This is a genomic window from Sphingomonas sp. 7/4-4 (assembly GCF_027941955.1).
Taxonomy (GTDB): Bacteria; Pseudomonadota; Alphaproteobacteria; order Sphingomonadales; family Sphingomonadaceae; genus Sphingomonas.
In genome coordinates, this window is the sequence record NZ_CP115960.1 from 446287 (window position 1) to 468309 (window position 22023).

The following is a 22023-nucleotide window of genomic DNA, read 5'->3' on the forward strand; positions in this document are numbered from 1 at the left end:
TTTTGGCGCTCCTCCTCGCCGGAGCGCCGCTCGCGCACGCCGCCCCCGATACGATCGCGCCCGATCCGACTGCCTATGTCCGCGCCCGCGCCGCCGATGCCGAGGGCGCGGCACAGGCCGCCGCGGCGGGCTATGCCGAGGCGCTGGCCGCCGCGCCCGACGATGCGGTCATCGCGTTGCGCGCCTATCGCCAGGCGCTCGCCGTCGGCGATTATGTCCTCGCCAGCCGCGCCGGTGCGGTGCTGGTCAAGGCAGGGGTCGCGCCGCCCGATGCCGCGGTGCTCGCCTTTGCGATCGCGCTCAAGAGCCGCGACGCCATCGGCGCCCGCCGCGCCGCCGATCTTCTCGCCAAGGGTCCGTTCGATTTTCTCGCGCCCGCGCTTCGGGCATGGCTCGCCTTCGATCGCGGCGAGGACGCCGTCGCCTTGCTCGATTCCGCACCCGGCGATGCGCTCGCACGGCGCTACACCCAGCGGCACCGCATGCTGCTGCTGATCGCCTCGAAGCGCACCAATGAAGCGATGGCGGCGATTGCCTCCGAACTCGCCGTCACCGACAGCGAAGATGCCCGGATCGACGCGGCGACATTGCTCGGCGAAACCGGCGCGCGCGATTCCGCGCGCCAGTTGCTCGCGGGCGGCCGCCCCGGATATGAGCGGCTGCGCAAACAGCTCGGCAAGCGCCACAAGCCCGATGCCGCGTTCGGCGCCTCGCGGATGTTCCTCGAACTCGCGGTAGAGATCGCCGGCGAGGACATGGAATCGCTGTCGGTGGTGCTCACCCGCGCGGCTTTGCTGCTCGATCCCCGCGACGACCGCGCCCGCCTGTTTCTCGCCGAGGCGCTGTCGCGGGGCGGCGCGCACGATCTCGCGCTCGGCGTGCTGGCGGAAGTGGGCAAGGACAGCCCCTTCGTGCGCGGCGCGGCGGCGGGCCGGGTCGCGGTGTTGCGCCGTGCGGGCCGCACCGACGAGGCGCTGGCGCTAGCCGGAACGCTCGCGACCGGCGCGCAGGCGACCAGCGCCGACAGCGAGACTTGGGGCGACCTGCTCGTCGATCAGGGCCGCTTCGATCTTGCCGCCGCGGCCTATGGCGCCGCGATCGCGCGCGACGGCGGCGACGATAATTGGCTGCTGCACTATCTCCACGGCCGCGCGCTCGATCGCGCCGGCCACTGGAGCGAGGCGCTGCCGGCACTCCAGCGTGCGGTGGCATTGGGTCCCGATCAGGCGCCGGCGCTCAAATATCTCGGTTATGCGCAGGTCGCACGCGGCGAGAACATCGCCGAGGCGCAGAAGCTGCTCGAGCGCGCCCGGACGCTCAAGCCCGAGGATGCGGAGATCGCCGATCTGCTCGCCTGGGCCTGGTATCAGAGCGGCGATGTCGCGAAGGCGCTGCCCTTGCTCGAGCGCGCGGTGCAGGGCGATCCCGCCGCGGCGCGCGCCAACGAGCATCTCGGCGATGCTTATTGGCGGCTGGGGCGGCATTACGAGGCGCGCTATGCATGGCGCGCCGCCGCGCTCACGGCCGAGAATGAAGCGACTGCGCGGCTCGATGCCAAGCTCGCGCACGGATTGAAGCCCCGGGCCAATTGATGCTGACCGAAATCGCGCGCGCCAAGCTCAATCTGGCGCTCCACGTCCGCGCCCGCCGCCCCGACGGCTATCACGAGCTGGAGACGCTGTTCGCGTTCGTGAAATTCGGCGACGTGCTGCGGATCGCGCCCGCCGCGGCGCCTGCTTTCCGGATCACGGGACCGTTCGCCGACAAGCTGACCGGCGAAGGCGACAACCTCGTCACGCGCGCCGCGGCGCGTTTCGCCGAGGGATTCGGTGGCGGCGCGCATGCCATCGAGCTCGAAAAGCATCTGCCCGTCGCCTCCGGCATCGGCGGCGGCTCGGCCGATGCCGCCGCAACCTTGCGTGCGCTGGCGAAGCTGCACGGCGTGGCCCTCGACGATTCCCGGCTCTTCGCGATCGCCCACAGTCTCGGTTCGGACGTCCCCGCCTGTCTGCTGGGCAGGACTGCGCTCGGCAAAGGCAGAGGCGAGCAGCTTCAGCCGGTACCGGGCATGCCCGGCACGCCGGTGTTGTTGGTCAACCCCGGCGTCGCGGTCTCCACCGCCGAAGTGTTCTGCCGCTGGGACGGTATCGACCACGGGCCGCTCGGCCCCGATCCGCTGGCCGGCCGCAACGATCTCGAAGCCCCGGCCCGCGCGATTGCCCCGGTGATCGGCGAAGTGCTGGCAGCGCTCTCCGGACTACCCGGCGTCACGCTCGCGCGCATGTCCGGTTCGGGCGCAACCTGCTTCGCGTTATTCGAAACCGTCGAGGCCTGCGCTGAGGCTGCTGCAGCGGTGAAACGTCCAGGATGGTGGAGTGTCATGACGAAACTGGCCTGATCTCGCTCCCCTTCCGCTTGCGGGAGGGGTCGGGGAGGGAAGCTAGTTGCTCAGTCGACCCTTCAACTCCGCTTCCCCGTCCACGCCACCAGCGCATGACGAACCCCCGCGTCACCGGCGTAACCCGATGGATCATCCGCGACCGGAACAGCCGCGCCCCACCGCGCGGCAGCGTCCGCGGCAATCCCATCGCCGGCGCGATCTCCAGCACGCCGCCTTCGTAATCGCCTGCGTCGGACAGTTCGACCGAAACCGAGATCCGCCGTTCCTCATAGCGATCGATCCCGGCATCCGAATGCCAGGTCTGGAAATGCGCCCCCACCTCGTAGCGGATGAACTGAATGTCCTCGAACACCGGATCGACCTCGGTCTCGAACCGCGCTGCGGCCTCGGCGAACAGCGCGTCGAGCCGATCGTGGATCCAGGCGGTTTCGGAATCGCGGGACCAATAGCAGCGTTCGGCCTGCCGCGTCCGCGCGTCGACATGATCTCGCGGCGCCGTTCCACACCGTCGCCGGCTCGAGGGTTTCCCGCGCCGCAAGCGCGATGATCGCCGCGCATTCGGAGGCACCGAACGCCTCGGGAAAATCGAGATAGGGCAGGGCCACGCCTCTTGGCTAGGACGGCCCGTACCGAGAGACAATAGTTCGTCGAAAGCCTCGTTTCGGCGGCGCGAAGTTCCCCTCTTGTTCCATGAGAACAAATGCTGTACATGCTGCACGCACAAGGTTGAACGCGGCAGTCAAACGCTCTAGCGACGGGGATACAAAATGGCAGCTTCACTCAAGGTGATCGACGGCAACATGGCAGTATCCACGGACAAGCAGAAGGCGCTCGACGCCGCATTGGCGCAGATCGATCGCGCCTTCGGCAAGGGTAGCGCGATGCGCCTTGGCTCGAAAGAGACGATGCAGGTCGAGACGATCTCCACCGGCTCGCTCGGGCTCGATATCGCGCTCGGCGTCGGCGGGCTGCCGCGCGGCCGCGTCATCGAAGTCTACGGCCCGGAAAGCTCGGGCAAGACCACGCTCGCGCTCCACGTCATTGCCGAGGCCCAGCGTGGCGGTGGCACCGCGGCGTTCGTCGATGCCGAGCATGCGCTCGATCCCGTTTATGCCAAGAAGCTCGGGGTCAATATCGACGAGTTGATCGTCTCGCAGCCGGATACCGGCGAGCAGGCGCTCGAGATCGTCGACACTTTGGTCCGCTCGAACGCAATCGACGTGCTCGTCATCGATTCGGTCGCCGCTCTGGTCCCCCGTGCCGAGATCGAGGGCGAGATGGGCGACAGCCATGTCGGCCTGCAGGCGCGCCTGATGTCGCAGTCGCTGCGCAAGCTCACCGGCTCGATCAGCCGCTCGCGCTGCATGGTGATCTTCATCAACCAGCTGCGCATGAAGATCGGCGTGATGTACGGCAATCCCGAGACCACGACCGGCGGCAACGCGCTCAAATTCTATGCCTCGGTCCGGCTCGACATCCGCCGCACCGGCCAGATCAAGGACCGCGACGAGATCATCGGCAACACCACGCGCGTGAAGGTCGTCAAGAACAAGGTCGCGCCGCCGTTCAAGCAGGTCGAGTTCGACATCATGTACGGCCAGGGTATCTCCAAGATCGGCGAGATCCTCGATCTCGGGGTCAAGGCCGGACTGGTCGAGAAATCGGGTGCGTGGTTCAGCTATGACAGCATCCGCATCGGCCAGGGCCGCGAGAATTCGAAGACCTTCCTCAAGGAAAATCCCGAGCTCTGCACGCGCCTCGAAGCGGCGATCCGCAACCGCACCGATCAGGTCGCCGAAGGGTTGATGGCCGGTCCGGAGCCGGATGACGATCTCTGAGCGGACCCTCACTAGTTTTTCGACCGCGCCGGCGTGAATCGCGCCAGCGGCGGTCACGGGCTCAGCCCATCGGAAGACCCGGCGCATTGCCCTGCGCCGGGTCTTTCCGTTTGTTGCTTATAGGCGCAACTTAATGAGCGAATCCGCGGGCAAAGTGCGAAGCTAAGGGAAGCCAATCCAACATGATCACGGTCCATCACCTCGAGAATTCACGCTCGCAGCGTGTCTTGTGGCTGCTCGAGGAGCTGGCGCTTCCCTACACGGTGAAGCGCTATCAGCGGAACAAGGCGACGATGCTCGCTCCGCCCGAATTGCGGCAGGTTCACCCGCTCGGCAAGTCGCCGGTGATCGACGATGACGGCCTCGTCGTCGCCGAGACCGGGGCGATCGTCGAATATCTGGTCGAAAAGGCCGATGGCCGCCTCGGCGCGCCGGCGCATCGCGACGATGCGCTGCGCTATCGTCATTTCCTCCATTATGCCGAGGGCTCGCTGATGCCGCCCTTGTACGTCAAGCTGGTGCTCGGCCGGGTTCCGCTGTTGGGCAAGACCGCGCAGAAGAAGTACCAGCCGATGATCGACGTCCATCTCGATTATGTCGAAGCCGAGCTCGCCGCGCGCCCCTGGTTCGCCGGCAAGGACTTCACCGCCGCCGACATCATGATGAGCTTCCCGCTCGAAGCCGGAGCCAACCGCGCCGCCGCCACCGAAGGCCGCCCGCACATCGCCGCCTGGCTCGGCAAGATCCACGCCCGACCCGCCTATCAGGCGGCGCTGAAAGCCGGCGGACCTTATGCTTATGCCTAGGTCGGGGTTCTTCTCCTCTCCCGGTGGGAGAGGTAGCGAAGCTTGGCAGCTTGCTGCCTAGCGTAGCTGGGTGAGGGTTTCCTGCTATCGTTGGGGCGATCCCCTCACCCAGCTACGACTAAGCCTCTGCTGCGCAGAGACTAAGTCTGCGCAACCCTCTCCCGACGGGAGAGGGGTCGCACGCTTGCAATGTAGGATTTCGTCTGCTTGTCTCATGAAGCCGGAAGCCCGGCCGCTCTTTGACCTGGTCGACACCCTGCAGCCGCGAAAACCCACGCAATAAAGTTACGAGATCAACTGCGTTTCGGCCAACTGAGTCAATTTAAGCGCCCGATAGCCTTCGCAGGACCACGGCCTAGGCCGGGGGTTTGCCGTAATCCTCGAACCGCTCCTCGGCGCCGGGAACCGGTGCCTGCGGCAGCACGATCGCCTCGTCGGGAGACTGCGGCGGATCGAGCTGGCCCTCCCAGCGCGCCACCACCGTCGCGGCGACGGCGTTGCCGATCACGTTGGTCGCGGTGCGGCCCATGTCGAGGAAATGGTCGACGGCGAGGATCAGCAATATGCCCGCTTCGGGGATCTGAAAGTGCGACAGCGTGCCGGTGATCACCACCAGGCTGGCGCGCGGCACGCCGGCGATGCCCTTGCTGGTGATCATCAGCATCAGCAGCATCGTGATCATCGTCCCCCAGTCGAGGTGGATGCCGTAGGCCTGCGCGATGAAGATCGACGCGAACGTCATGTACATCATCGAGCCGTCGAGATTGAAAGAATAGCCGAGCGGCAGCACGAAGCTGGCGATCCGCGGCGGCACGCCGAACTTGTCGAGCGCCTCGAGCGTCCGCGGATAGGCGGCCTCGGACGAAGCCGTCGAGAAGCCGAGCAGGATCGGATCGCGCAGATAGCGCAGCAGCGTGCCGGTGCGCGGGCCGACGAACACGAAGCAGGCGCCGAGCAGCACCGCCCACAGCGTGAACAGGCCAAGATAGAAGGTGCCCATGAAGTAAGCGAGGTCGCCGACCACGCCCAGCCCGCGCGTCGCCAGCGTCCGCGCCACCGCGCAGAACACCGCCACCGGCGCGAACAACATGACATAGCCGGTGACCGTCAGCATCACCGCGACCAAAGCCTCGAGGCCACGGACCAGCGGGGCGCCTCTTTCGCCCACCGCGGCGAGCCCGACGCCGAAGAACAGCGAGAAGATCACCAGCTGGAGGATGTCGTTGGTCGCCATCGCATCGATCGCGGAGGTCGGCACGATGTGGATGAAGAACTTGGCGGCGTCGAAGCCAGAGCGGTCGACTCCGCTCGATGCCGCCGCATCGGGCAGCGGCAAATTTAGGCCGACGCCCGGCTGGAGGAGGTTGACCAGCAACAGGCCGAGGGTCAGCGAGACGAGGCTGGCGGTGACGAACCAGAAGAACGCCTTGATGCCCACCCGGCCGATCGCGCCGGTGCCGCCCATATGCGCGATGCCGACGACCAGGGTCGAAACCACCAGGGGTGCGATGATCATCTTGATCAGGTGGAGGAACATCTGGGTCGGGATGTCGAACCAGTAGCTGATCGCGGCGAGGTGCGCGGTTCCCGCCGCGGTGCCGTCGTCATAGGCGACATTCAGTCCCCAGCCGATCAGGCCGCCCAGCAGCAGCCCGGCCAGAATGAACCACGTCAGTCGCTTACCCACGAATTTCCCCTAAGACAGTTCGCGGCAGGGAAGGGGATTGTCGCGGCCGGGTCAAGCACCCTATCGCAGCCGTCCACGCAATTCTTGCCGGAGTCGTCCCGATGCTACACCCGTCCAGCCTCAGCCGCCGCACGCTGATCCGGGCGGCCGGCGCGGTGCCGCTGCTGGCGCTGCCGGGGGTGCTCCGTGCCGCCGATATCCATGTGTCGGACCTGAAGGACATCACCACTGGCGCGCAGCCGATCGGCCCGGGGAGCGCAAGGCGCGCATCGCCCGCGCGCAGGCGCTGATGCAGGCGAACGGCATCGGCGCGGTGCTGATCGAGCCGGGATCGTCGCTGATCTATTTCACCGGCGTGCGCTGGAGCCGCAGCGAACGGCTGACCTGCGTCGTCCTCCCGGTCGAAGGCGAGCCCTGCATCGTCACGCCGTTCTTCGAAGAGCCCTCGGTCCGCGAGAGCCTCGCCATCCCCGCGGAGGTGCGCGTGTGGCAGGAAGACGAGGACCCGCTCAAGGTGGTCGCCGGCTTCCTCAAGGACCGCAAGCTCGCCACGAAGCCGGTCGGGATCGAGGAGACCAACCGTTATTTCATCGTCGACGGGCTCCAGCGCGCGCTGCCCGGCGCGAAGATCGTCTCGGCCAATCCGGTCGTGCGTGGCTGCCGGATGATCAAGACCGCGCCCGAGCTCGCGCTGATGCAGCTCGCCACCGACGTGACGATTGCCGCCTATCGCTGGACATATCCCCGGATCACCGCGGGCATGACCCCGCAGGACATCGCCGCATTGATGAGCGCCGCGACGCGCAAGCTCGGCGGCTCGAACGAGTGGAACCTGATCCTGCTCGGCGAGGCGGCCGCCTATCCGCACGGCAGCGGCAAGCCGCAGAAGGTGGTGCCCGGCGAAGTCGTGCTGATGGATTGCGGCTGCAGCGTGCAGGGCTATCAGTCCGATGTGTCCCGCAGCTTCGTCTTCGGCACGGCGAGCGCCGAGCAGCGCAAAGTCTGGGACACAGTCGCCCGCGGCCAGCAGATCGCGCTCGAGGCGGCGAAGCTCGGCGCGCCCGCCGGGTCAGTGGATGACGCGGTGCGCGGCTATTATACGTCGCTCGGCTATGGCCCGGACTACAAGCTGCCCGGCCTCTCGCATCGTACCGGCCACGGCATCGGCATGGACGGGCACGAGCCGGTAAACCTCGTCCGCGGCGAGAAGACCCGGCTCGCGCCCGGTATGTGCTTCTCGAACGAGCCGGGCATCTACATCCCCGGCAGCTTCGGCATCCGGCTCGAGGATTGCTTCCATATGACCGAGACCGGCCCGAAATGGTTCAGCGTGCCGCCCAAGTCGATCGATCGCCCGTTCGAGTGAACCAAGCTATCCCCGTCCTCGTCAACCGCAGCGGAGGCACTGCGGCGGCACGAGGCGAGGCACTGGAAGGGGAGATCGAGAAGGCGTTTGCCGACGCCGGCATGAAAATCGACCTCCAGCTCCTGTCCGGCCACGGCATGGCGGACGCGGTGGCGAAGGTCGCCGGCCGCAAGCTGGTGGTGATCGGCGGCGGCGATGGCACGCTCGGCAGCGCGGCCGGAGCGCTGGCGAAGAGTGGCTCGACGCTCGGGATACTCCCGCTCGGAACACGCAACCACCTCGCCCGCGAACTCGGCGTCCCGCTCAAGCTGCCCGAAGCGGCGAGGCTCATTGCGAGCGGCACGCAACGCCGGATCGATATCGCCCGCCTCAACGGCCATGTCTTCGTCAACAATGCGTCGATCGGCTTCTATCCCGATCTCGTCCAGCAGCGCGAAGGCATGGCGCTTCCCAAGAAACTCGCGACATTGCCCGCCGTGGCGGCCGCGCTGCGGTGGATGCGGCACCGCCGGTTGCGGCTCGAAATGCCTGGGCGCGAGGAGCACATCGTCACGCCGATGCTGTTCGTCGGCAACAATCGCTATGTACTCGAGGCCGGCAGGCTAGGTCAGCGCGCCGCGCTCGATGACGGCGTGTTGTCGGTCTATGCCGTCGCGTCGCGTCGCCGCATGGCGCTGATCGGCTTCGCGCTCCGGGCACTGATCGGCCGCGTCGATCCGGACCGCGATTTCACCGCGATCGGTGACGCGCCCGAATTGCGCGTCACCGGCCCGAAGCGATGCATCGATGTCGCGCTCGACGGCGAAGTGAAGTCGCTCGCCGTTCCGCTCGCCTTCACGCTCGATTCGAGAGCGCTCAGCGTCATCGCACCGGTTGAGGAACGGACCTAGTCCCCCTGAACGATGTCCGCCGCAGCCTTCTCGAAAACCCGTGCAACAGGAGCATTGCAGGTCCGAAGCCCGCGCTCACACAGTCTGCGCCACCGGCCGTCGTGCGATGAGCGCGAAGGCGAGGATGACGCCGAAGGACAATGCGGGCACCAGCATCGCGGCGGTGATACCGGCCAGATCCGACACCCGGCCCATCACCGCAGTGAGCGCCGCGCCGCCGATGATCGCCATGACGATGAGCGAGGCGCCGAACTTGCGCAGCGGCCCCAGGCCCTCGACACCCAGTGCGAAAATGGTCGGGAATTGGATCGACATGAAGAGGCTCGCGGCAACCAGCGCGTATAGCCCGAGCTCTCCGCCGATCGTTCCGGCCACCAGTGCCAGCGCCATCGAGGCGGCGGCGAACACGGCAAGCATCAGTGCCGGGCTGATCCAGTTCATCAGCGAGGTCCCGACGAAGCGGCCCACGGCAAAGAGCAGGAGCGACACGAACAGCATGTCCGCGGCCGCGCGTTCGCCCATCCCCGGCACATTGGCCTGGGCATAGCGGATCGTATAGCTCCACAGGCCGACCTGCGCGCCGACATAGAAGAATTGGGCCAGCGTCGCGAACAGCAGGCGCGGCTTTCCGAGCAGTTCGGCGAAGCGCGCATCGCCCTTGTCGTCGGCGTGGTGGATCGCGCCCGCGGGAAAGCGGATCAGCATCGCCGCAACGGCAAAGGCCAGCACTATCGCCCCGAGGATCAGATAAGGCGTCTGAACCGCGAGCACTTCCATGCGGTAGTAATCCAGCCGCTGCGCTTCGTTCAGCGCGGCGAGCGATGCTTCGTCATGCTGGATGCCCGACAGGATGAAGTTGCGCCCGATCAGGATGCCGGTGATGGCGCCCAGCGGGTTCGCCGCCTGCGCCCAGTTGATCCGCCGCGCCGCGCCGCTCGGCTCGCCGAGCTCGGTCATCAGCGGATTGGCGGCGGTCTCGAGGAAGGCAAGGCCGCTGGCGATCACGAACAATGCGAGCAGGAACAGCAGATACTGGCTCGCCAGGGCCGCCGGATAGAAAAGCAGCGCGCCGACACCGTAGAGCAGGAGCCCGGTGACGATCGCTGCCTTGTATCCGCGTGCACGCATGAGCAGAGATGCCGGAATCGCGAGCAGGAAATAACCGAGATAGAAGACCTGCTGGACGAAGCTCGTGCCGAAGTCGGAAAGAACGAAGGCTTTTTTGAACTGGGCGATCAGGATGTCGTTGAGATTGTTCGCGACGCCCCAGAGGAAGAACAGGCTCACCGTGAGCGCGATCGCCGGAATATAGGATCGGCTGCCGCCCGTTCCCGTCGCCGTCGTCTCATCGGTCTCCATTGCTTCCCCTCCTGTTCGTTATTGTTGTCCGAGTGCACGATCCAGATGCGTGTATCCGCCGTCGACGAACACCCATTGGCCGGTGGTATGCCCTGCGCGATCCGAAAGCAGAAACGCTACCGTATCCGCGATCTCGCGCGGCTCGGTCATGCGGTTCCCCAGCGGAATCCGCGCACGTATCGCCGCCAGCGTTTCGTCCGGATCGGCGAAGTTGCGCAGATAGCGCTCATAGGAAGCCGTCATCACTTCTGCCGGCACTACGGCGTTGACCCGGATGCCGTCACCCGCCAGCGCCGCCGCCCATTCGCGAGTCAGCCCGAGCACGCCCGCTTTCGCCGCGACATAGCCGCTGGTCGATCCCTGGCCGGTGACGGCGGTCTTGGAGGCGATGCCGACGATCGCGCCGTGGGTGCGACGCAGATGGGGAAGGCAATGGTGCGCCATCGAATAATGATGGCCGAGGTTCCTCTCGACGGAGTCGAGAAATGCGCGCGTTCCCGCCTCGAGCCCGATACAGTCGTTGTTCCCGGCATTGTTGACCAGCCCGTCGATCCGGCCGAACCGCCCGGCGACCGCCGCGACGGCTTCCGCGCAGGCCGCGTCGTCGGAGAGGTCGAGCTGCACCGACATCGCGGCCATGGATGCAAGCGGATCGGCTGTGATCGGATCCCTGTCGAAGACGACCGTGGTCGCACCTTCCTCCGCAAGAACCGAAGCGATCGCGGCGCCGATCCCGTCGGCACCGCCGGTCACGATCACGACCTTGCCGACGAAGCCGAGATTCATGCCGCCTCCTCCAGCGGCCGAAAGCGATAGCGCTCGATCGATTCGGGTTTCATCTCGATCGAGAAGCCTGGCCGTTCGGGCGGCATATAGGCCGCGCCGCGAATGACGCACGGATCGACGAAATGCTCGTGCAGGTGATCGACATATTCGATGACGCGGCCCTCCCGTGTCCCCGATATCGCCACGAAATCGATCATCGAGAGATGCTGGACATATTCGCACAGGCCGACGCCGCCGGCATGCGGGCAGACCGGAAGCCCGTATTTCGCCGCCATCAGCAAAACGGCGAGAACCTCGTTCACGCCGCCGAGCCGGCATGCATCGATCTGCACGACGTCGATCGCGCCGGCCATGATGAACTGTTTGAACAGGATACGGTTCTGGCACATCTCGCCGGTCGCGACCTTGACCGGACCGATCCCCGCGCGGATCGCGGCATGCCCCATCACGTCATCGGGGCTGGTCGGCTCCTCGATGAACCAGGGCTCGGCAAAGGCCAGGGCATTGACCCACGTGATCGCCTGATCGACTTCCCAGATCTGGTTGGCGTCGATCATCAGCTTCACATCAGGCCCCACCGCCTCGCGCGCGATCCGCAAACGACGGATATCGTCGTCGAGATCGCGGCCGACCTTGAGCTTGACGTGCCCGAAGCCCGCCGACACCGCCTCGGAGGCGAGCTGCCGCAGCTTTTCGTCGGAATAGCCGAGCCAGCCCGCCGACGTGGTATAGCAGGGATAGCCCTCTGCCTGGAGCAGGGCGATACGTTCGGCCTTGCCGGCCTGCTTCTCACGGAGCAGCACGAGTGCTTCTTCGGGCGTGATGCAATCGGTGAGGTAGCGAAAGTCGATCGCTGCGACGAGCTCCTCGGGAGACATGTCGGCGACGAGACGCCATAACGGCTTGCCGGCCTGCTTTGCCCACAGATCCCACACCGCGTTGACGACGGCGCCGGTGGCGAGGTGGATCACGCCCTTGTCGGGGCCGATCCAGCGCAGCTGGCTGTCGCCGGTGAGATGCCGCCAGAACCGCGCCGGATCCGCTTGCACCCAGGCGAGATCGAGCCCGACGACCAGATGCCGCAGCGCCTCGATCGCGGCGATGCATATCTCGTTGCCGCGTCCGATCGTGAAGGTGAGGCCATGTCCTTCGAGAGCAGGATCGTCGGTCTCGAGGACCACATAGGCGGCCGAATAATCGGGGTCGGGATTCATCGCATCGGAGCCGTGCAGCTCGAGGCTCGTCGGAAACCGGACGTCGGCCGTGCGCAGGCCGGTGATACGAGTCATAGGACGGTCCAGCCCCCGTCGATGATGGCGGTGGTGCCGGTCGTGAAGCTGCTCTCGTCCGAAGCCAGATGGACCGCGAGTGCGGCGATCTCCGCGGCGCGCCCGAGCCGGCCTATCGGCTGACGAGACGCGAAGGCGCGATGGCATTCGTCGAAGCTGATGCCGTCGCGCGCAGCCTGCTCGCTGATACGCGCGATCAAGGATGGCGTCTCGACCGTGCCGGGGCAAATGGCATTGCAGCGTATCCCTGCGCCGACGAAATCCGCCGCAATCGATTTTGTCATCCCGATCACTGCGCCCTTCGATGCGCCGTAAGCGAAGCGGTTCGGCACGCCGATGATCCCCGAGGCCACCGACGCGATGTTGACGATCGAGCCGCTGCCGCGCGCCAGCATTCCGGGAAGAAAGGCGCGGATCACCCGGAACATCGCGCCCGCGTTCAGATCGAAGGCCAGTTCCCAATCGGCATCCGAGCAGTCGAGGGCGGTGCCCGAATGAACGATGCCGGCGGCATTGACCAGAATGTCGATCGGCCCGACCCGCCCGGGCAGCGCCGCGACAGCCTCCCGGTCGGTCAGGTCCATCACGATCGCATTCGCGAAGTCCCGCAGCGAATCCGCATCGCGATCGAGCGGCACCGATTCGGCACCTTCCGCCAGAAACGCCTCGTGGATCGCGCGACCGATGCCGTTACCCGCGGCGCTCACCAGTGCCCGTTTGCCCGAAAGGCGCTTCATCGACGGCGCCCTTTCGCTGCCACGGACATTGAAACTGCGGACGTATCACATCCACAAGTGATAACAATTTTCATATATGCAATTTACGTGCGTCGGCGAACGGGCACAAGGCAAAATCGTCGCCTTTGCTTTCACCTCACCGTACTGAATCTATTCGCGCTTCGACCAGGCTTGATAGGCGTCGAGGGCGTGCTGGGGGTTGGTAACCCACCAATTATAGCCGTTGCGGCGGCCGATCGAGATGCCGTTGACGTCGGCGTGGATCGTTCGGTCCTTGTCGCCGAAGATCGGCTTTGCGGTGACGATGTCGTAGTTGCGCGACCAGAGCGGCCCACCGCCTTTTTGCGGGATTAGCTTGCGGCCCTCGGCGGTCTGGGTCCACGCATGGTCCATCACCGCGCTCGCCTTGAGCCAGGCGACGCCGCCCTCGATCGCAGAGCAGATCTCGGGCGTGGGCGTGCGCTGACGCATCAGGAAGATCAATATGTCTGTCGTCTCGGCGCTCGCGATCGACCGCGGCTCATAGTTGCGCGCTGAGATCGGTTCGAGTGTGAGCGGATCGACCTGTTGCGGCCAACCCGTGAGGCGGCCGTTCTGGTGCACCTGCGCTGCGAGGATCGCCTTGACGGCGGCCGCGACGGCACGTGCGGCTTGCTGGCGTAGATGCTCGGGCACGAAGCGCAGGGCAGGGTCCTCGGCGACGTTCTCGAGCAGCATCGCCGCCTTGGAGACCGCGTCGTCGTTGAAGGTGACGCCGTCATGGAACCCGCCTTCGAGCGGCCAGATCTGTGGCCAGCCGCCATTGGGATATTGCGCGGCGAGCAAATAGCGCACGCCGTCGACGAAGCTCTGGTGGTAACGTGCGCCCGCCTCGCCCGGAAGCGCGGTCGCGACACACGCGAGGAAGCGCATCTCGGTGGTGGTCGCGCCGTTGTCGAGCGTGCCGACAAAGGTCCAGAACCGGTCCTGCGGCGCGTCGAAATTGGCGGGGTCCTGGACCATCATCTCCGCGTCGTTCGCGAACCGCTGGCCGGGGAGGCGCGGCGGCCCCGCGCGATTCTGGTTCTTGCTCCAGCCGCCGGCGGGAGTCTGGAAGCTCACGATCGTATCGGCGATGCGGCGCGCTTCGGCCGAGCCGTAATATTTGGCGTCGCGGTCGAACGGCATGCTCTTTTCGCCGCCACCGAAAGCCCGGGGTGGGGGCGGGGCGGGTTGTCCGGGCGCAAGCTCGGCGACGAGCGCAGCGCGGTCGGCCCGGCGCTGCGCCTCGGAGCGCAGCAGATAGGCACGCCATGGCGCCTGCTCGGCATCGGGAAGCGTGGCTATCCTGCCCTCGGACAGGGTCTGTGTGGGCTGGTTGATCGCGATTACCTGCGCTGCGGCCGGAACCGGCAGCACCGCAACGCCGGCCAGCAGAATCGCGAACACTCTCTCCATCCCCTTCTCTCCGTATCGTTGCGCAGCGGGTATTTAAATCCCACAATGCGGCACATTGTTTCAATTAACGCTATACATGCCGGCGAAAAAGAGTCATTTTCGTCCCCCGGCTGCCGGAAGGCGCAGAAATACACCAGTGACACCCGGTAGACGAAACCGCACCGCCGTAGCTCGCGTATCGCGTGCAGAGTGACGGAAACGGACAAGAGGGGCGGTCGCTGAGTCGTTCCCGATCGGAGAGGAGCTTGTCGTTTTGACCGAGGATCATCGCGCCGCCCGACGAGCCGCGATTGCGCCACGGCGAGGGGTGATGCGCGCCGGTGCACTGGGCGCGATGTTGCTGGCCATGCTGCCTGGCGCGATCTTCGCCCAGAACGCGCCGCGCATCGACCGCGAGGCGCTGGTCCGCCGGCACAATCCGACCTTGGTGGCGGTCGATCCGCACGCGCCGGCGATGCTCGGAAACGGCAATCTCGGATTCACTGCGGACATCACCGGCCTGCAGACTTTCCCAGAACTTTATTCCGAGCTCGCTCCGTTGCTGACCATGGCGCAATGGGCGTGGCACAGCCTGCCGAACCCCCAAGGCTATACCGAGGCGAACGGGCTGGTGGACGTGGCGGTGCCGGGGCGCGGCGAGCAGCCCTACGCGTACATGAAATCGTGGGACGCGGCGGAGAAGAACCCCGCTTTCACCTGGCTCCGTGCCAATCCGCACCGCATCTCGCTCGCGCGGCTTGCCTTCACGATCGACGGCAAGGCACCCGACTTCGCGCGTATCGCCGCGCCGCGCCAGACGCTCGACATGTGGAGCGGCACGCTCGACAGCCGCTTCACCTATGACGGACAGCCCGTCCATGTGCGCACGCGCGTCCTGCCGAGGCCAGACGCAGTGTTCGTGGACGTCCAGTCGCCGCTGGTCGCCTCGGGCCGGCTGGGCGTCACCGTGCGCTATCCGGGCGTCGATCCGAAGATCAATCCCGACCCCTCGCGTTGGGACGGGGTGGAACGACCGCGATCCTGTCGCGCCGGCCGGATCGCATCCACCTCCGCCGCACGCTCGACGCGACGCATTATTGGTCGACGGTCTCGACCAACGGTGTGCTGGCGCAGCAGGGAACCGCAGCAATCGCGGCGCGCAGCAAGAGCGGCGACCGGCTGACGGTGATCGCGTTGTTCGACGACAAGGCGGCACCGGCCCGGCTTCCTTCCGTCCAGGCCGCGGCCACAGCGGTTGCGGACCATTGGCGCGATTTCTGGACGCGCGGTGGCGCAGTCGATTTCTCCGGCAGCACCGATCCCCGTGCGAAGGAGCTCGAACGCCGCGTGGTGCTCTCGCAATATCTCTCCGCGATCAACGGTGCCGGTACGCTGCCGCCGCAGGAGGAGGGGCTGTTCTCCAACAGCTGGTACGGCAAGTTCCATCTCGAGATGCATCCGTGGCACGCCGCGTGGCAGCCGCTATGGGGCCATCCCGAATTGCTCGAGCGCAGCCTGCCCTGGTATGTCGCGCATCTGCCCAAGGCGCGTGCCGAGGCGCAGCGGCACAGGGTGAAGGGCGCATGGTGGCCCAAGATGACGGGGCCTGAGGGGCGCAACAGCCCGAGCCTCGTCTCGCCCTTCCTGATGTGGCAGCAGCCGCACCCGATCCTGCTCGCCGAACTGGTCTGGCGGTCGCGCAAGGATACGGCGACGCTCGATCGCTATGCCGAACTGGTCGAGGCGACTGCCGATCTGCTCGCATCGTGGCCGCTGGCGGGCGGGCGCCGCAATCTCGGTCCGCCGCTGATTCCGGCGCAGGAGAATTATGACCCGATGACCACGGTGAACCCGGTCTTTGAGGTCGAGTATTTCCGCTGGGGGCTGGAGACTGCGCAGGCCTGGCGCGAGCGGCGCGGGCTGAAGCGCCGTGCCGATTGGGACGCGGCGCTCGCCAGCATCGCACCGCCTGCAGTGCGCGACGGGCTATACCTGCCGGTCGAAACGCTCCCCGATTTCTGGACCGTCGCGCAATCGGCGGAATGCCGCGGCAATGCCGGTGCGGCGCGCTGCAAGAACCGCGATCACCCTTCGTTTCTGATGGCCTATGGCTTTATCCGCGGCGCGCGGATCGATCCGGCGATCATGCGCCGCGCCCTCGATGCGGTCGCGGCGAACTGGGATCTGCGCCAGACCTGGGGCTGGGACTTCCCGATGATGGCGATGACCGCGGCCCGGCTCGGCGAGCCCGAAAAGGCAGTCGATTGGCTGTTCGCGGATCGCAAGAACAACCAATGGGGTCCGACGGGCATGACGCCGCGCGTCCATCTCGACGAGCATGCCAGCGAGCTGGTTCCGGTATCGGGCGGGGCGGGCGGCGTGGCGATGGCCAGCAATCCGGACGGCCCCGGCTATCGCCGCGCGGCGGAGACCTATTTCCCGTCCAACGGCTCGCTGCTGATGGCGGTCGGCATGATGGCGGCTGGGTGGGACGGCGCGACCGGGCACGCTCCAGGCTTTCCCAGGCGGGGTTGGACCGTGCGGGTGGAGGGGATCACTCCCGCACCGTGATTTCGAGATGAAGGAGCGATCATGACGGCCGGAACACGTCGCACCGCCCTCAAGGGACTGATGAGCGGCGCGGTCGCGGAGCCGGCGCTGGCGGGCGTTGTGGCGCAAGCGACGGCGCCGGGAGGCCCGCCGCTGCACGAATGGATCGACCGCAAGACCGGCCGCCGTGTCGTGCGCGTCAGTCCAGATGAGGGCGGCGGCAAGCTCTATTTCTACTCTGCTACGGAACTCAAACACGTGTTTTCGCCGTGTTGATCGGTCCCGTCCTCGGTCATTATGCCCCTGCGCCGCGCAGCGCCTGATCTACCAGACGTCCGACAACGTCCTCAGGAAGCGGGTCGGCAGACTCTACGAAAACGAGGAATTTCAGCATCGGCGCGGTCAGCAAGTCGTGCAACGCGGAAAGATCGGTATCGGCGTGCAACTCTCCCGTTTCGACACCGTGCTGAAGTCGCGCCATGAAGGCCCTGCGGCGTGGGATCACATGCTCGCGCATGTAGCGGGCGACCAACTCATTACCCAAAGTCCCACCGGCGAGCATTGCTGAGGTCATCAGGCGGGTGCGGCGGAAGTCGATGCCGATGACGTCACGCATCAGCCGCATGAGATCCGTGCGTATGTCCTGGTACTGGCTGGGTTGCAGCACCGGTTCGCGCAGATGGTCGAGGAGGGCGGCGAGGAAGGCGCCCCGGTCAGGCCAGCGCCGATAGAACGACGCTTTGCTGGCGCCGGCGCGATCGCAGATCGCGTCGATGGTGAGGCCCTGGATCGTGCCGGCGGCTTCGACCAGCGCGACAGCCGCGTTGGTCAGCCGGTCTTCGAGATCTGCGGATTGGGGGCGACCAACGGAGCGTTTGACGATCAATAAAGGCCCAGTCCCATGGCAATCATGATGGCGACGATAGCAGCCATCGCAGCACCGGTCACGAGCATCATTTGACGCGCCAGCGGACGCAACAGTGGTTGCGGCTCGACGTTCGCCTCGATGATGGCCTGGATGCGGCGGCGTTCGAAGACACCGATGAACGTATGGACAAGAACCAGGGCGAACGCGCCGACGACAAGGAGGCCATAGCTGGACGTCAGATCATCGAAACTCGAGATCCCGCCGCCCACCCAGGCCCGCAACGGACCGGTGATCAAGATAAGACTGCCGCTCACCCCCATCAGCCGGGCGGCGCGCTTGCCCCAGCTGTGCTGGAACTTGAGGATCGTTTCGCGGTCCTGTTCGAAGAATGCGGGATAGACCATGAACGCCATCGCAATCGCGCCGCCGGCCCAGATTACGCCGGCCATGACATGTACGAAGTGTAGAATCGGTAGCCAATCCATCGGCGGTCTCCGTGTGGCCGAGTATTTTGGCGTGCGCCAGGATGGCTTCAGCCTTGCTCCACCCGCGTCATCATATAGAAACGAAACCGTACCGTTTCACAAGGCGATAATTATGGCGCTTGGGGCGATGTCCTGCGGGTTGCCAGATCATCAGAAGGGAATTCGGACGATGACGATACTTCCCACGCGGCGCGCCGTGCCCGGCAGATCCTCACGATGTGGACAAGAAAGCTCTCGAGATCAACGTGGCTGTATCACGTGTGGGTACGTCAGAACGGCCGGAGATCGTTCCCTTAACCCCAACCGAGCATCCGGCCAAAACTGCCCCTTTGCGGGGTGGTTTCGCCTGCCGGACAAATGCGTTCCGGCGCAAACACCTGACCTGCGAGAGAAGGATCGCCGATATACCTGACCTGCAATGTCCGACGGGCAAACTTCCATCGGCCATGATCTTTACGGACCTCATCGTCGTAAAACGCAACGGCGCACCAGCCATGGCCGCTTTCCTTCTCTCGGCCGAATTCAATCAAGGTGCTTGTCACCTTCGTCCGACTTGCATCCTCCATCATCACGTTGACACCGGAACAGCTTTGGACGAGCAAATCCTGGCGCAACACAGAGTTTCGCAAGCCGTTCATAACCGCTTCGTGCCCGTCGAACCTCAGGTTGATCGGGACGTGCGCTTCCCACACCGCATCGGATGCGAACAGGGTGTCGAGCAACTCCCAGTCATGACGGTTGATCGCGGCATGATAGCGGTCGATCAATTCGCGGATCGCAAAGCGGTCAGCACTCTCTCTGGATAACATCCCAACCTCCATCTGGCAGCATGGATGGCAAGATAGTGGCTTCAAGATCTTGAAATAGTCGTCGAAATATAGAATAATTCTCTCATGTCAGAGAGAATGACGCGCACGTTGAACGGTATCGTTCTGTTCACGAAAGTGGCCGAGCTCGGAAGTTTCACGGCCGCTGCCAAAGCGCTGGGCGTGCCGCTGCCGACGGTCAGTCGACGCGTTGCCGAATTGGAAGCGGACATCGGTCTACGGCTTTTTCACCGCACCACTCGGCGCTTGAGCCTCACTGAAGTAGGCGATCGCTATCTGGAGCACGGCAGGCGGATCGTCGAGGAATTGATCGCGGCGGGAACCGAAGCGGCGAATACGAAGCGAGAACCCGCCGGAAGGCTCAAGCTCACCGCGCCCGTTCTCTTTGGGCGTGACCAGATTGCGCCGATCGTCGCGGACTATCTGGCAGCATATCCCGAGGTTCATTGCTCGTTTCACCTTTCAGATCAAACCGTTGATCTGGTAGAGCAGGGCTATGATCTGGCGATCAGGGGCGGCGAGTTGACCAACTCCGCTATGATCGTTCGTCGGATCGGGCAAATCGTCTCGGGCCTATACGCTTCGCCGGATTTTCTCGCCCGACAGGGTGAAAAGGTGGAGCCGGGCAATCTCGGCCGCTATCCACTGATCGACGTTCGGGCCGACAGCCTGAGGCGGAGGTCCTGGATGCTGTCCTCCGGTCGCGATCAGCGTGAGGTTATATTCACTCCGCGACACGAGGCGAGCGATGCCGAAGCGGCGGCCCAGCTTGCCGAGCGCGGGTTGGGAATCTGTCAATTGCCTACATTCATCGGCGACCGCCGCTGTGAGGCAGGCAGGTTGACGCGCGTCTTGCCGAGCTTTCTCGCAGGGGAGGTCCCGGTCAGCGCGATCTATCCCTCCCAGCACGGGCAGACGCCGGCGGCGCGCACGCTCATCGACTTCATCGCGGCTCGCCTGGCCGGACAATAGGCTTCGAGCCGCGCGAGGCGCTCAAATAACAATGCTGCCCGGCAACGGCTTTGGCTTGCGGCGAAAAGACGTCTTGATGACGGGCGACATGATCCTTGCCCGGCTCAAGCTCCGTCCGGACACGCCGTAGCGCTACAAGGACATCACTTTCCGCAACATCACACTCGACAATGCGGGCGGCACAATCGGCGCGGTCGTCAACGGCAGGGACGTGCGGAGCTAACGGTTGCCTGGGTGATCAGCCGTCCGAGGTATGCACAGAGCATATCGGCCAGCGCCTCCGACCAGGCGGCAATCTCCGCCTCAGTCCGCGGCGTCTCGGAGAAGCTACTGCCCACGCCGCTGAGCGTCATCTTGATCAGGTCCCCGGCGAGCATTCGCACGTCGTCCGCCACGCCCGGCAGCGCCTCACGCAAGAAGGTCCGGAAGATCTGGGCGTTCTCCTTCTTCGCTTCGATCGCCTCGGGCGCATCGCGGTAGAGCGGTGCCGCATCGCTCAGGGCGGTGCGGATCGCCGCTTCCTCGCATTCCGATTGAATGAAGGCATGGATCAGCCGGCGCAGCCGGGCGGTCGGGGAGGTGGCCTGATCCTCCAGGATGCTCCGCAGCAGCGCGGAGGTGCGTTGCCACTCGTCGCTCTGCAGCCGGAACAGGATCGCGGCCTTGTTCGGGAAATATTGGTAAAGCGAGCCGACGCTCACGCCGGCGCGCTCGGCGACTCGCGCAGTGGTGAAACGCTGCGCACCTTCCTTCATCAAAACCTGAACAGCCGCGTCGAGCACTGCTTCGACCAGCTGGTTTGAGCGAGCCTGTTTGGGGCTTTTGCGCGAGGCGATACTTGCGTTGCGACCGAGCGGCATTCGGGCTTCCTGCCAATGCGAATAGTCAAAGCTGACGAACTAGTCGTATTTTTCGGCCAGGCAAGCACATCCCTGACTCGCCGATCGGAGAACCCAAATGACCACGCTCTCGAGCGCCCCCGCGGCGCCCCTTCTCGCGCGCCTATTCGCCGAGGCGGCGGCCAACCCGCCGGCGCAAAGCCCGGCCTTTGCTGGCATGACCAGCGAGGATCATCGCCGGATGATGCGCAGCAAGACCGACTATCGCGACTTCTACGCCAAACTCGGTGATTTCGCGCTGCCGGTGTCGCCTGAAGTGGGCGGCCTGCTCTACATGCTGGCGCGTGCCATCAATGCCCGCTCGATCGTCGAGTTCGGAACCTCGTTCGGCCTGTCGACGCTCCACCTGGCGGCCGCGCTCCGTGACAATGGCGGCGGCCGGTTGATCACCAGCGAGTTCGAACCCGGCAAGCTCGCCCGGGCCAAAGCCAATCTTGCCGAGGGTGGGCTGATCGACCTGGTCGAGTTTCGCGAAGGCGACGCACTGGAGACGCTGGCGGCGGACCTGCCCGAGACGATCGACCTGGTGCTCCTCGACGGTGCCAAGGCACTCTATTCGGATATTCTCGACCGGGTGGAGAGCCGATTGCGGCCGGGTGCGATCTTGATCGCCGACAATGCCGATTATTGCCCGGAATATCTGGAGCGCGTCGGCAACATCGCCAATGGCTATATGTCGATGCCTTTCACCGACGAGGTAGAGCTGTCGATCCGCCTCAGTTGATCCACGGCCGCCCTCTCGATGCGATCGGCGGCCGGCTCCCGTTAACGAACGGGCGCCGGCCGCAACGCGCCCAATGCCGACCGTCCAACACGGGAGATTGACGCGGTTCTGAAATGATAGCGT

20 protein-coding genes and 1 pseudogene are annotated in these 22023 nt (G+C 65.4%); 10 read left to right on the top strand and 11 right to left on the bottom strand.

Going from position 1 to position 22023, the window contains the following annotated elements; translation table 11 throughout:
• The first annotated feature begins 2 nt into the window (after positions 1–2).
• Positions 3–1592 carry a tetratricopeptide repeat protein gene (locus tag PIB19_RS02310; protein ID WP_271239508.1) on the top strand — a complete coding sequence of 530 codons (1590 nt, stop codon included), beginning with the start codon at positions 3–5 and terminating at the stop codon, positions 1590–1592.
• On the top strand, positions 1592–2398 hold the full coding sequence (locus tag PIB19_RS02315) for a 4-(cytidine 5'-diphospho)-2-C-methyl-D-erythritol kinase (RefSeq protein WP_271239509.1): 807 nt from the start codon (positions 1592–1594) through the stop codon (positions 2396–2398). Before PIB19_RS02310 ends, PIB19_RS02315 begins: the two co-directional genes overlap by 1 nt.
• On the opposite strand, the gene PIB19_RS02320 is transcribed toward PIB19_RS02315, so the two are convergent.
• Positions 2379–2939: a 2OG-Fe(II) oxygenase gene (locus PIB19_RS02320; RefSeq protein WP_271239510.1), complete on the bottom strand. Its 561-nt coding sequence runs from the start codon at positions 2937–2939 to the stop codon at positions 2379–2381. The genes PIB19_RS02315 and PIB19_RS02320 overlap by 20 nt on opposite strands.
• A 229-nt stretch (positions 2940–3168) precedes the next feature.
• On the opposite strand from PIB19_RS02320, the gene recA reads away from it, so the two are divergent.
• Both recA and PIB19_RS02330 read left to right on the top strand, forming a co-directional pair.
• Positions 3169–4239, top strand: coding sequence for a recombinase RecA (gene recA, locus PIB19_RS02325; RefSeq protein WP_271239511.1), 1071 nt, complete (start codon positions 3169–3171; stop codon positions 4237–4239).
• Between the two features lie 182 nt (positions 4240–4421).
• Positions 4422–5045 carry a glutathione S-transferase family protein gene (locus PIB19_RS02330; protein ID WP_271239512.1) on the top strand — a complete coding sequence of 208 codons (624 nt, stop codon included), beginning with the start codon at positions 4422–4424 and terminating at the stop codon, positions 5043–5045.
• 355 nt (positions 5046–5400) lie between these two features.
• On the opposite strand, the gene PIB19_RS02335 is transcribed toward PIB19_RS02330, so the two are convergent.
• Positions 5401–6732, bottom strand: a complete 1332-nt coding sequence (locus PIB19_RS02335; RefSeq protein WP_271239513.1) for a dicarboxylate/amino acid:cation symporter — start codon at positions 6730–6732, stop codon at positions 5401–5403.
• A 101-nt stretch (positions 6733–6833) separates the two neighbouring features.
• Here PIB19_RS02335 and PIB19_RS02340 point away from each other — a divergent pair.
• Together PIB19_RS02340 and PIB19_RS02345 are read left to right on the top strand one after the other, a co-directional pair.
• Positions 6834–8098, top strand: a pseudogene (locus PIB19_RS02340) (M24 family metallopeptidase).
• Positions 8095–8988 (top strand): diacylglycerol/lipid kinase family protein, encoded by an 894-nt coding sequence (locus PIB19_RS02345; protein WP_271239514.1) that lies wholly within the window; start codon positions 8095–8097, stop codon positions 8986–8988. The pseudogene PIB19_RS02340 and the gene PIB19_RS02345 overlap by 4 nt, the downstream one beginning before the upstream one ends.
• Before the next feature lie 75 nt (positions 8989–9063).
• Here PIB19_RS02345 and fucP read toward each other — a convergent pair whose 3' ends face one another.
• From fucP to pelA, 5 genes are all read right to left on the bottom strand, one after another.
• The gene (fucP, locus tag PIB19_RS02350; RefSeq protein WP_271239515.1) at positions 9064–10347 is read right to left on the bottom strand and encodes an L-fucose:H+ symporter permease; all 1284 of its coding nucleotides are present in this window, start codon (positions 10345–10347) and stop codon (positions 9064–9066) included.
• Between the two features lie 18 nt (positions 10348–10365).
• A complete protein-coding gene (locus PIB19_RS02355; RefSeq protein ID WP_271239516.1) occupies positions 10366–11133 on the bottom strand; it encodes an SDR family oxidoreductase in 768 nt (255 codons plus the stop codon).
• A complete protein-coding gene (locus PIB19_RS02360; protein WP_271239517.1) occupies positions 11130–12422 on the bottom strand; it encodes an L-fuconate dehydratase in 1293 nt (430 codons plus the stop codon). The genes PIB19_RS02355 and PIB19_RS02360 overlap by 4 nt, the downstream gene beginning before the upstream one ends.
• Positions 12419–13159, bottom strand: coding sequence for an SDR family oxidoreductase (locus PIB19_RS02365; protein ID WP_271239518.1), 741 nt, complete (start codon positions 13157–13159; stop codon positions 12419–12421). The genes PIB19_RS02360 and PIB19_RS02365 overlap by 4 nt, the downstream gene beginning before the upstream one ends.
• 150 nt (positions 13160–13309) lie before the next feature.
• Complete coding sequence (gene pelA / locus PIB19_RS02370) at positions 13310–14596, bottom strand: pectate lyase (protein ID WP_271239519.1); 1287 nt, start codon at positions 14594–14596, stop codon at positions 13310–13312.
• A gap of 993 nt (positions 14597–15589) precedes the next feature.
• On the opposite strand from pelA, the gene PIB19_RS02375 reads away from it, so the two are divergent.
• The gene (locus PIB19_RS02375; RefSeq protein WP_271239520.1) at positions 15590–17146 is read left to right on the top strand and encodes a hypothetical protein; all 1557 of its coding nucleotides are present in this window, start codon (positions 15590–15592) and stop codon (positions 17144–17146) included.
• Positions 17147–17167: 21 nt separating this feature from the next.
• Entirely contained in the window at positions 17168–17401 is a 234-nt protein-coding gene (locus tag PIB19_RS02380) for a hypothetical protein (RefSeq protein WP_271239521.1), read from the top strand.
• 19 nt (positions 17402–17420) lie between these two features.
• Here PIB19_RS02380 and PIB19_RS02385 read toward each other — a convergent pair whose 3' ends face one another.
• The 3 genes from PIB19_RS02385 to PIB19_RS02395 form a co-directional block, all read right to left on the bottom strand.
• Entirely contained in the window at positions 17421–18011 is a 591-nt protein-coding gene (locus PIB19_RS02385) for a TetR/AcrR family transcriptional regulator (protein WP_271239522.1), read from the bottom strand.
• Positions 18008–18478 (bottom strand): hypothetical protein, encoded by a 471-nt coding sequence (locus PIB19_RS02390; RefSeq protein WP_271239523.1) that lies wholly within the window; start codon positions 18476–18478, stop codon positions 18008–18010. The genes PIB19_RS02385 and PIB19_RS02390 overlap by 4 nt, the downstream gene beginning before the upstream one ends.
• Before the next feature lie 293 nt (positions 18479–18771).
• On the bottom strand, positions 18772–19287 hold the full coding sequence (locus PIB19_RS02395) for a nuclear transport factor 2 family protein (protein ID WP_271239524.1): 516 nt from the start codon (positions 19285–19287) through the stop codon (positions 18772–18774).
• A gap of 96 nt (positions 19288–19383) precedes the next feature.
• Here PIB19_RS02395 and PIB19_RS02400 point away from each other — a divergent pair, with 96 nt between their 5' ends.
• Entirely contained in the window at positions 19384–20277 is an 894-nt protein-coding gene (locus tag PIB19_RS02400) for a LysR family transcriptional regulator (protein ID WP_271239525.1), read from the top strand.
• Between the two features lie 197 nt (positions 20278–20474).
• Here PIB19_RS02400 and PIB19_RS02405 read toward each other — a convergent pair whose 3' ends face one another.
• Positions 20475–21137, bottom strand: a complete 663-nt coding sequence (locus tag PIB19_RS02405) for a TetR family transcriptional regulator (RefSeq protein WP_271239526.1) — start codon at positions 21135–21137, stop codon at positions 20475–20477.
• A 97-nt stretch (positions 21138–21234) separates the two neighbouring features.
• On the opposite strand from PIB19_RS02405, the gene PIB19_RS02410 reads away from it, so the two are divergent.
• The gene (locus PIB19_RS02410) at positions 21235–21900 is read left to right on the top strand and encodes an O-methyltransferase (RefSeq protein WP_271239527.1); all 666 of its coding nucleotides are present in this window, start codon (positions 21235–21237) and stop codon (positions 21898–21900) included.
• The last annotated feature ends 123 nt before the right edge of the window (positions 21901–22023 follow it).

Coding starts and splice junctions, on each gene's coding strand:
- recA (WP_271239511.1), top strand. CDS start 3,169: ATGGCAGCTTCACTCAAGGTGATCGACGGCAACATGGCAGTATCCACG.
- PIB19_RS02395 (WP_271239524.1), bottom strand. CDS start 19,287: ATGTTATCCAGAGAGAGTGCTGACCGCTTTGCGATCCGCGAATTGATC.
- PIB19_RS02355 (WP_271239516.1), bottom strand. CDS start 11,133: ATGAATCTCGGCTTCGTCGGCAAGGTCGTGATCGTGACCGGCGGTGCC.
- pelA (WP_271239519.1), bottom strand. CDS start 14,596: ATGGAGAGAGTGTTCGCGATTCTGCTGGCCGGCGTTGCGGTGCTGCCG.
- PIB19_RS02405 (WP_271239526.1), bottom strand. CDS start 21,137: ATGCCGCTCGGTCGCAACGCAAGTATCGCCTCGCGCAAAAGCCCCAAA.
- PIB19_RS02360 (WP_271239517.1), bottom strand. CDS start 12,422: ATGACTCGTATCACCGGCCTGCGCACGGCCGACGTCCGGTTTCCGACG.
- fucP (WP_271239515.1), bottom strand. CDS start 10,347: ATGGAGACCGATGAGACGACGGCGACGGGAACGGGCGGCAGCCGATCC.
- PIB19_RS02380 (WP_271239521.1), top strand. CDS start 17,168: ATGACGGCCGGAACACGTCGCACCGCCCTCAAGGGACTGATGAGCGGC.
- PIB19_RS02330 (WP_271239512.1), top strand. CDS start 4,422: ATGATCACGGTCCATCACCTCGAGAATTCACGCTCGCAGCGTGTCTTG.
- PIB19_RS02365 (WP_271239518.1), bottom strand. CDS start 13,159: ATGAAGCGCCTTTCGGGCAAACGGGCACTGGTGAGCGCCGCGGGTAAC.
- PIB19_RS02400 (WP_271239525.1), top strand. CDS start 19,384: ATGACGCGCACGTTGAACGGTATCGTTCTGTTCACGAAAGTGGCCGAG.
- PIB19_RS02315 (WP_271239509.1), top strand. CDS start 1,592: ATGCTGACCGAAATCGCGCGCGCCAAGCTCAATCTGGCGCTCCACGTC.
- PIB19_RS02410 (WP_271239527.1), top strand. CDS start 21,235: ATGACCACGCTCTCGAGCGCCCCCGCGGCGCCCCTTCTCGCGCGCCTA.
- PIB19_RS02390 (WP_271239523.1), bottom strand. CDS start 18,478: ATGGATTGGCTACCGATTCTACACTTCGTACATGTCATGGCCGGCGTA.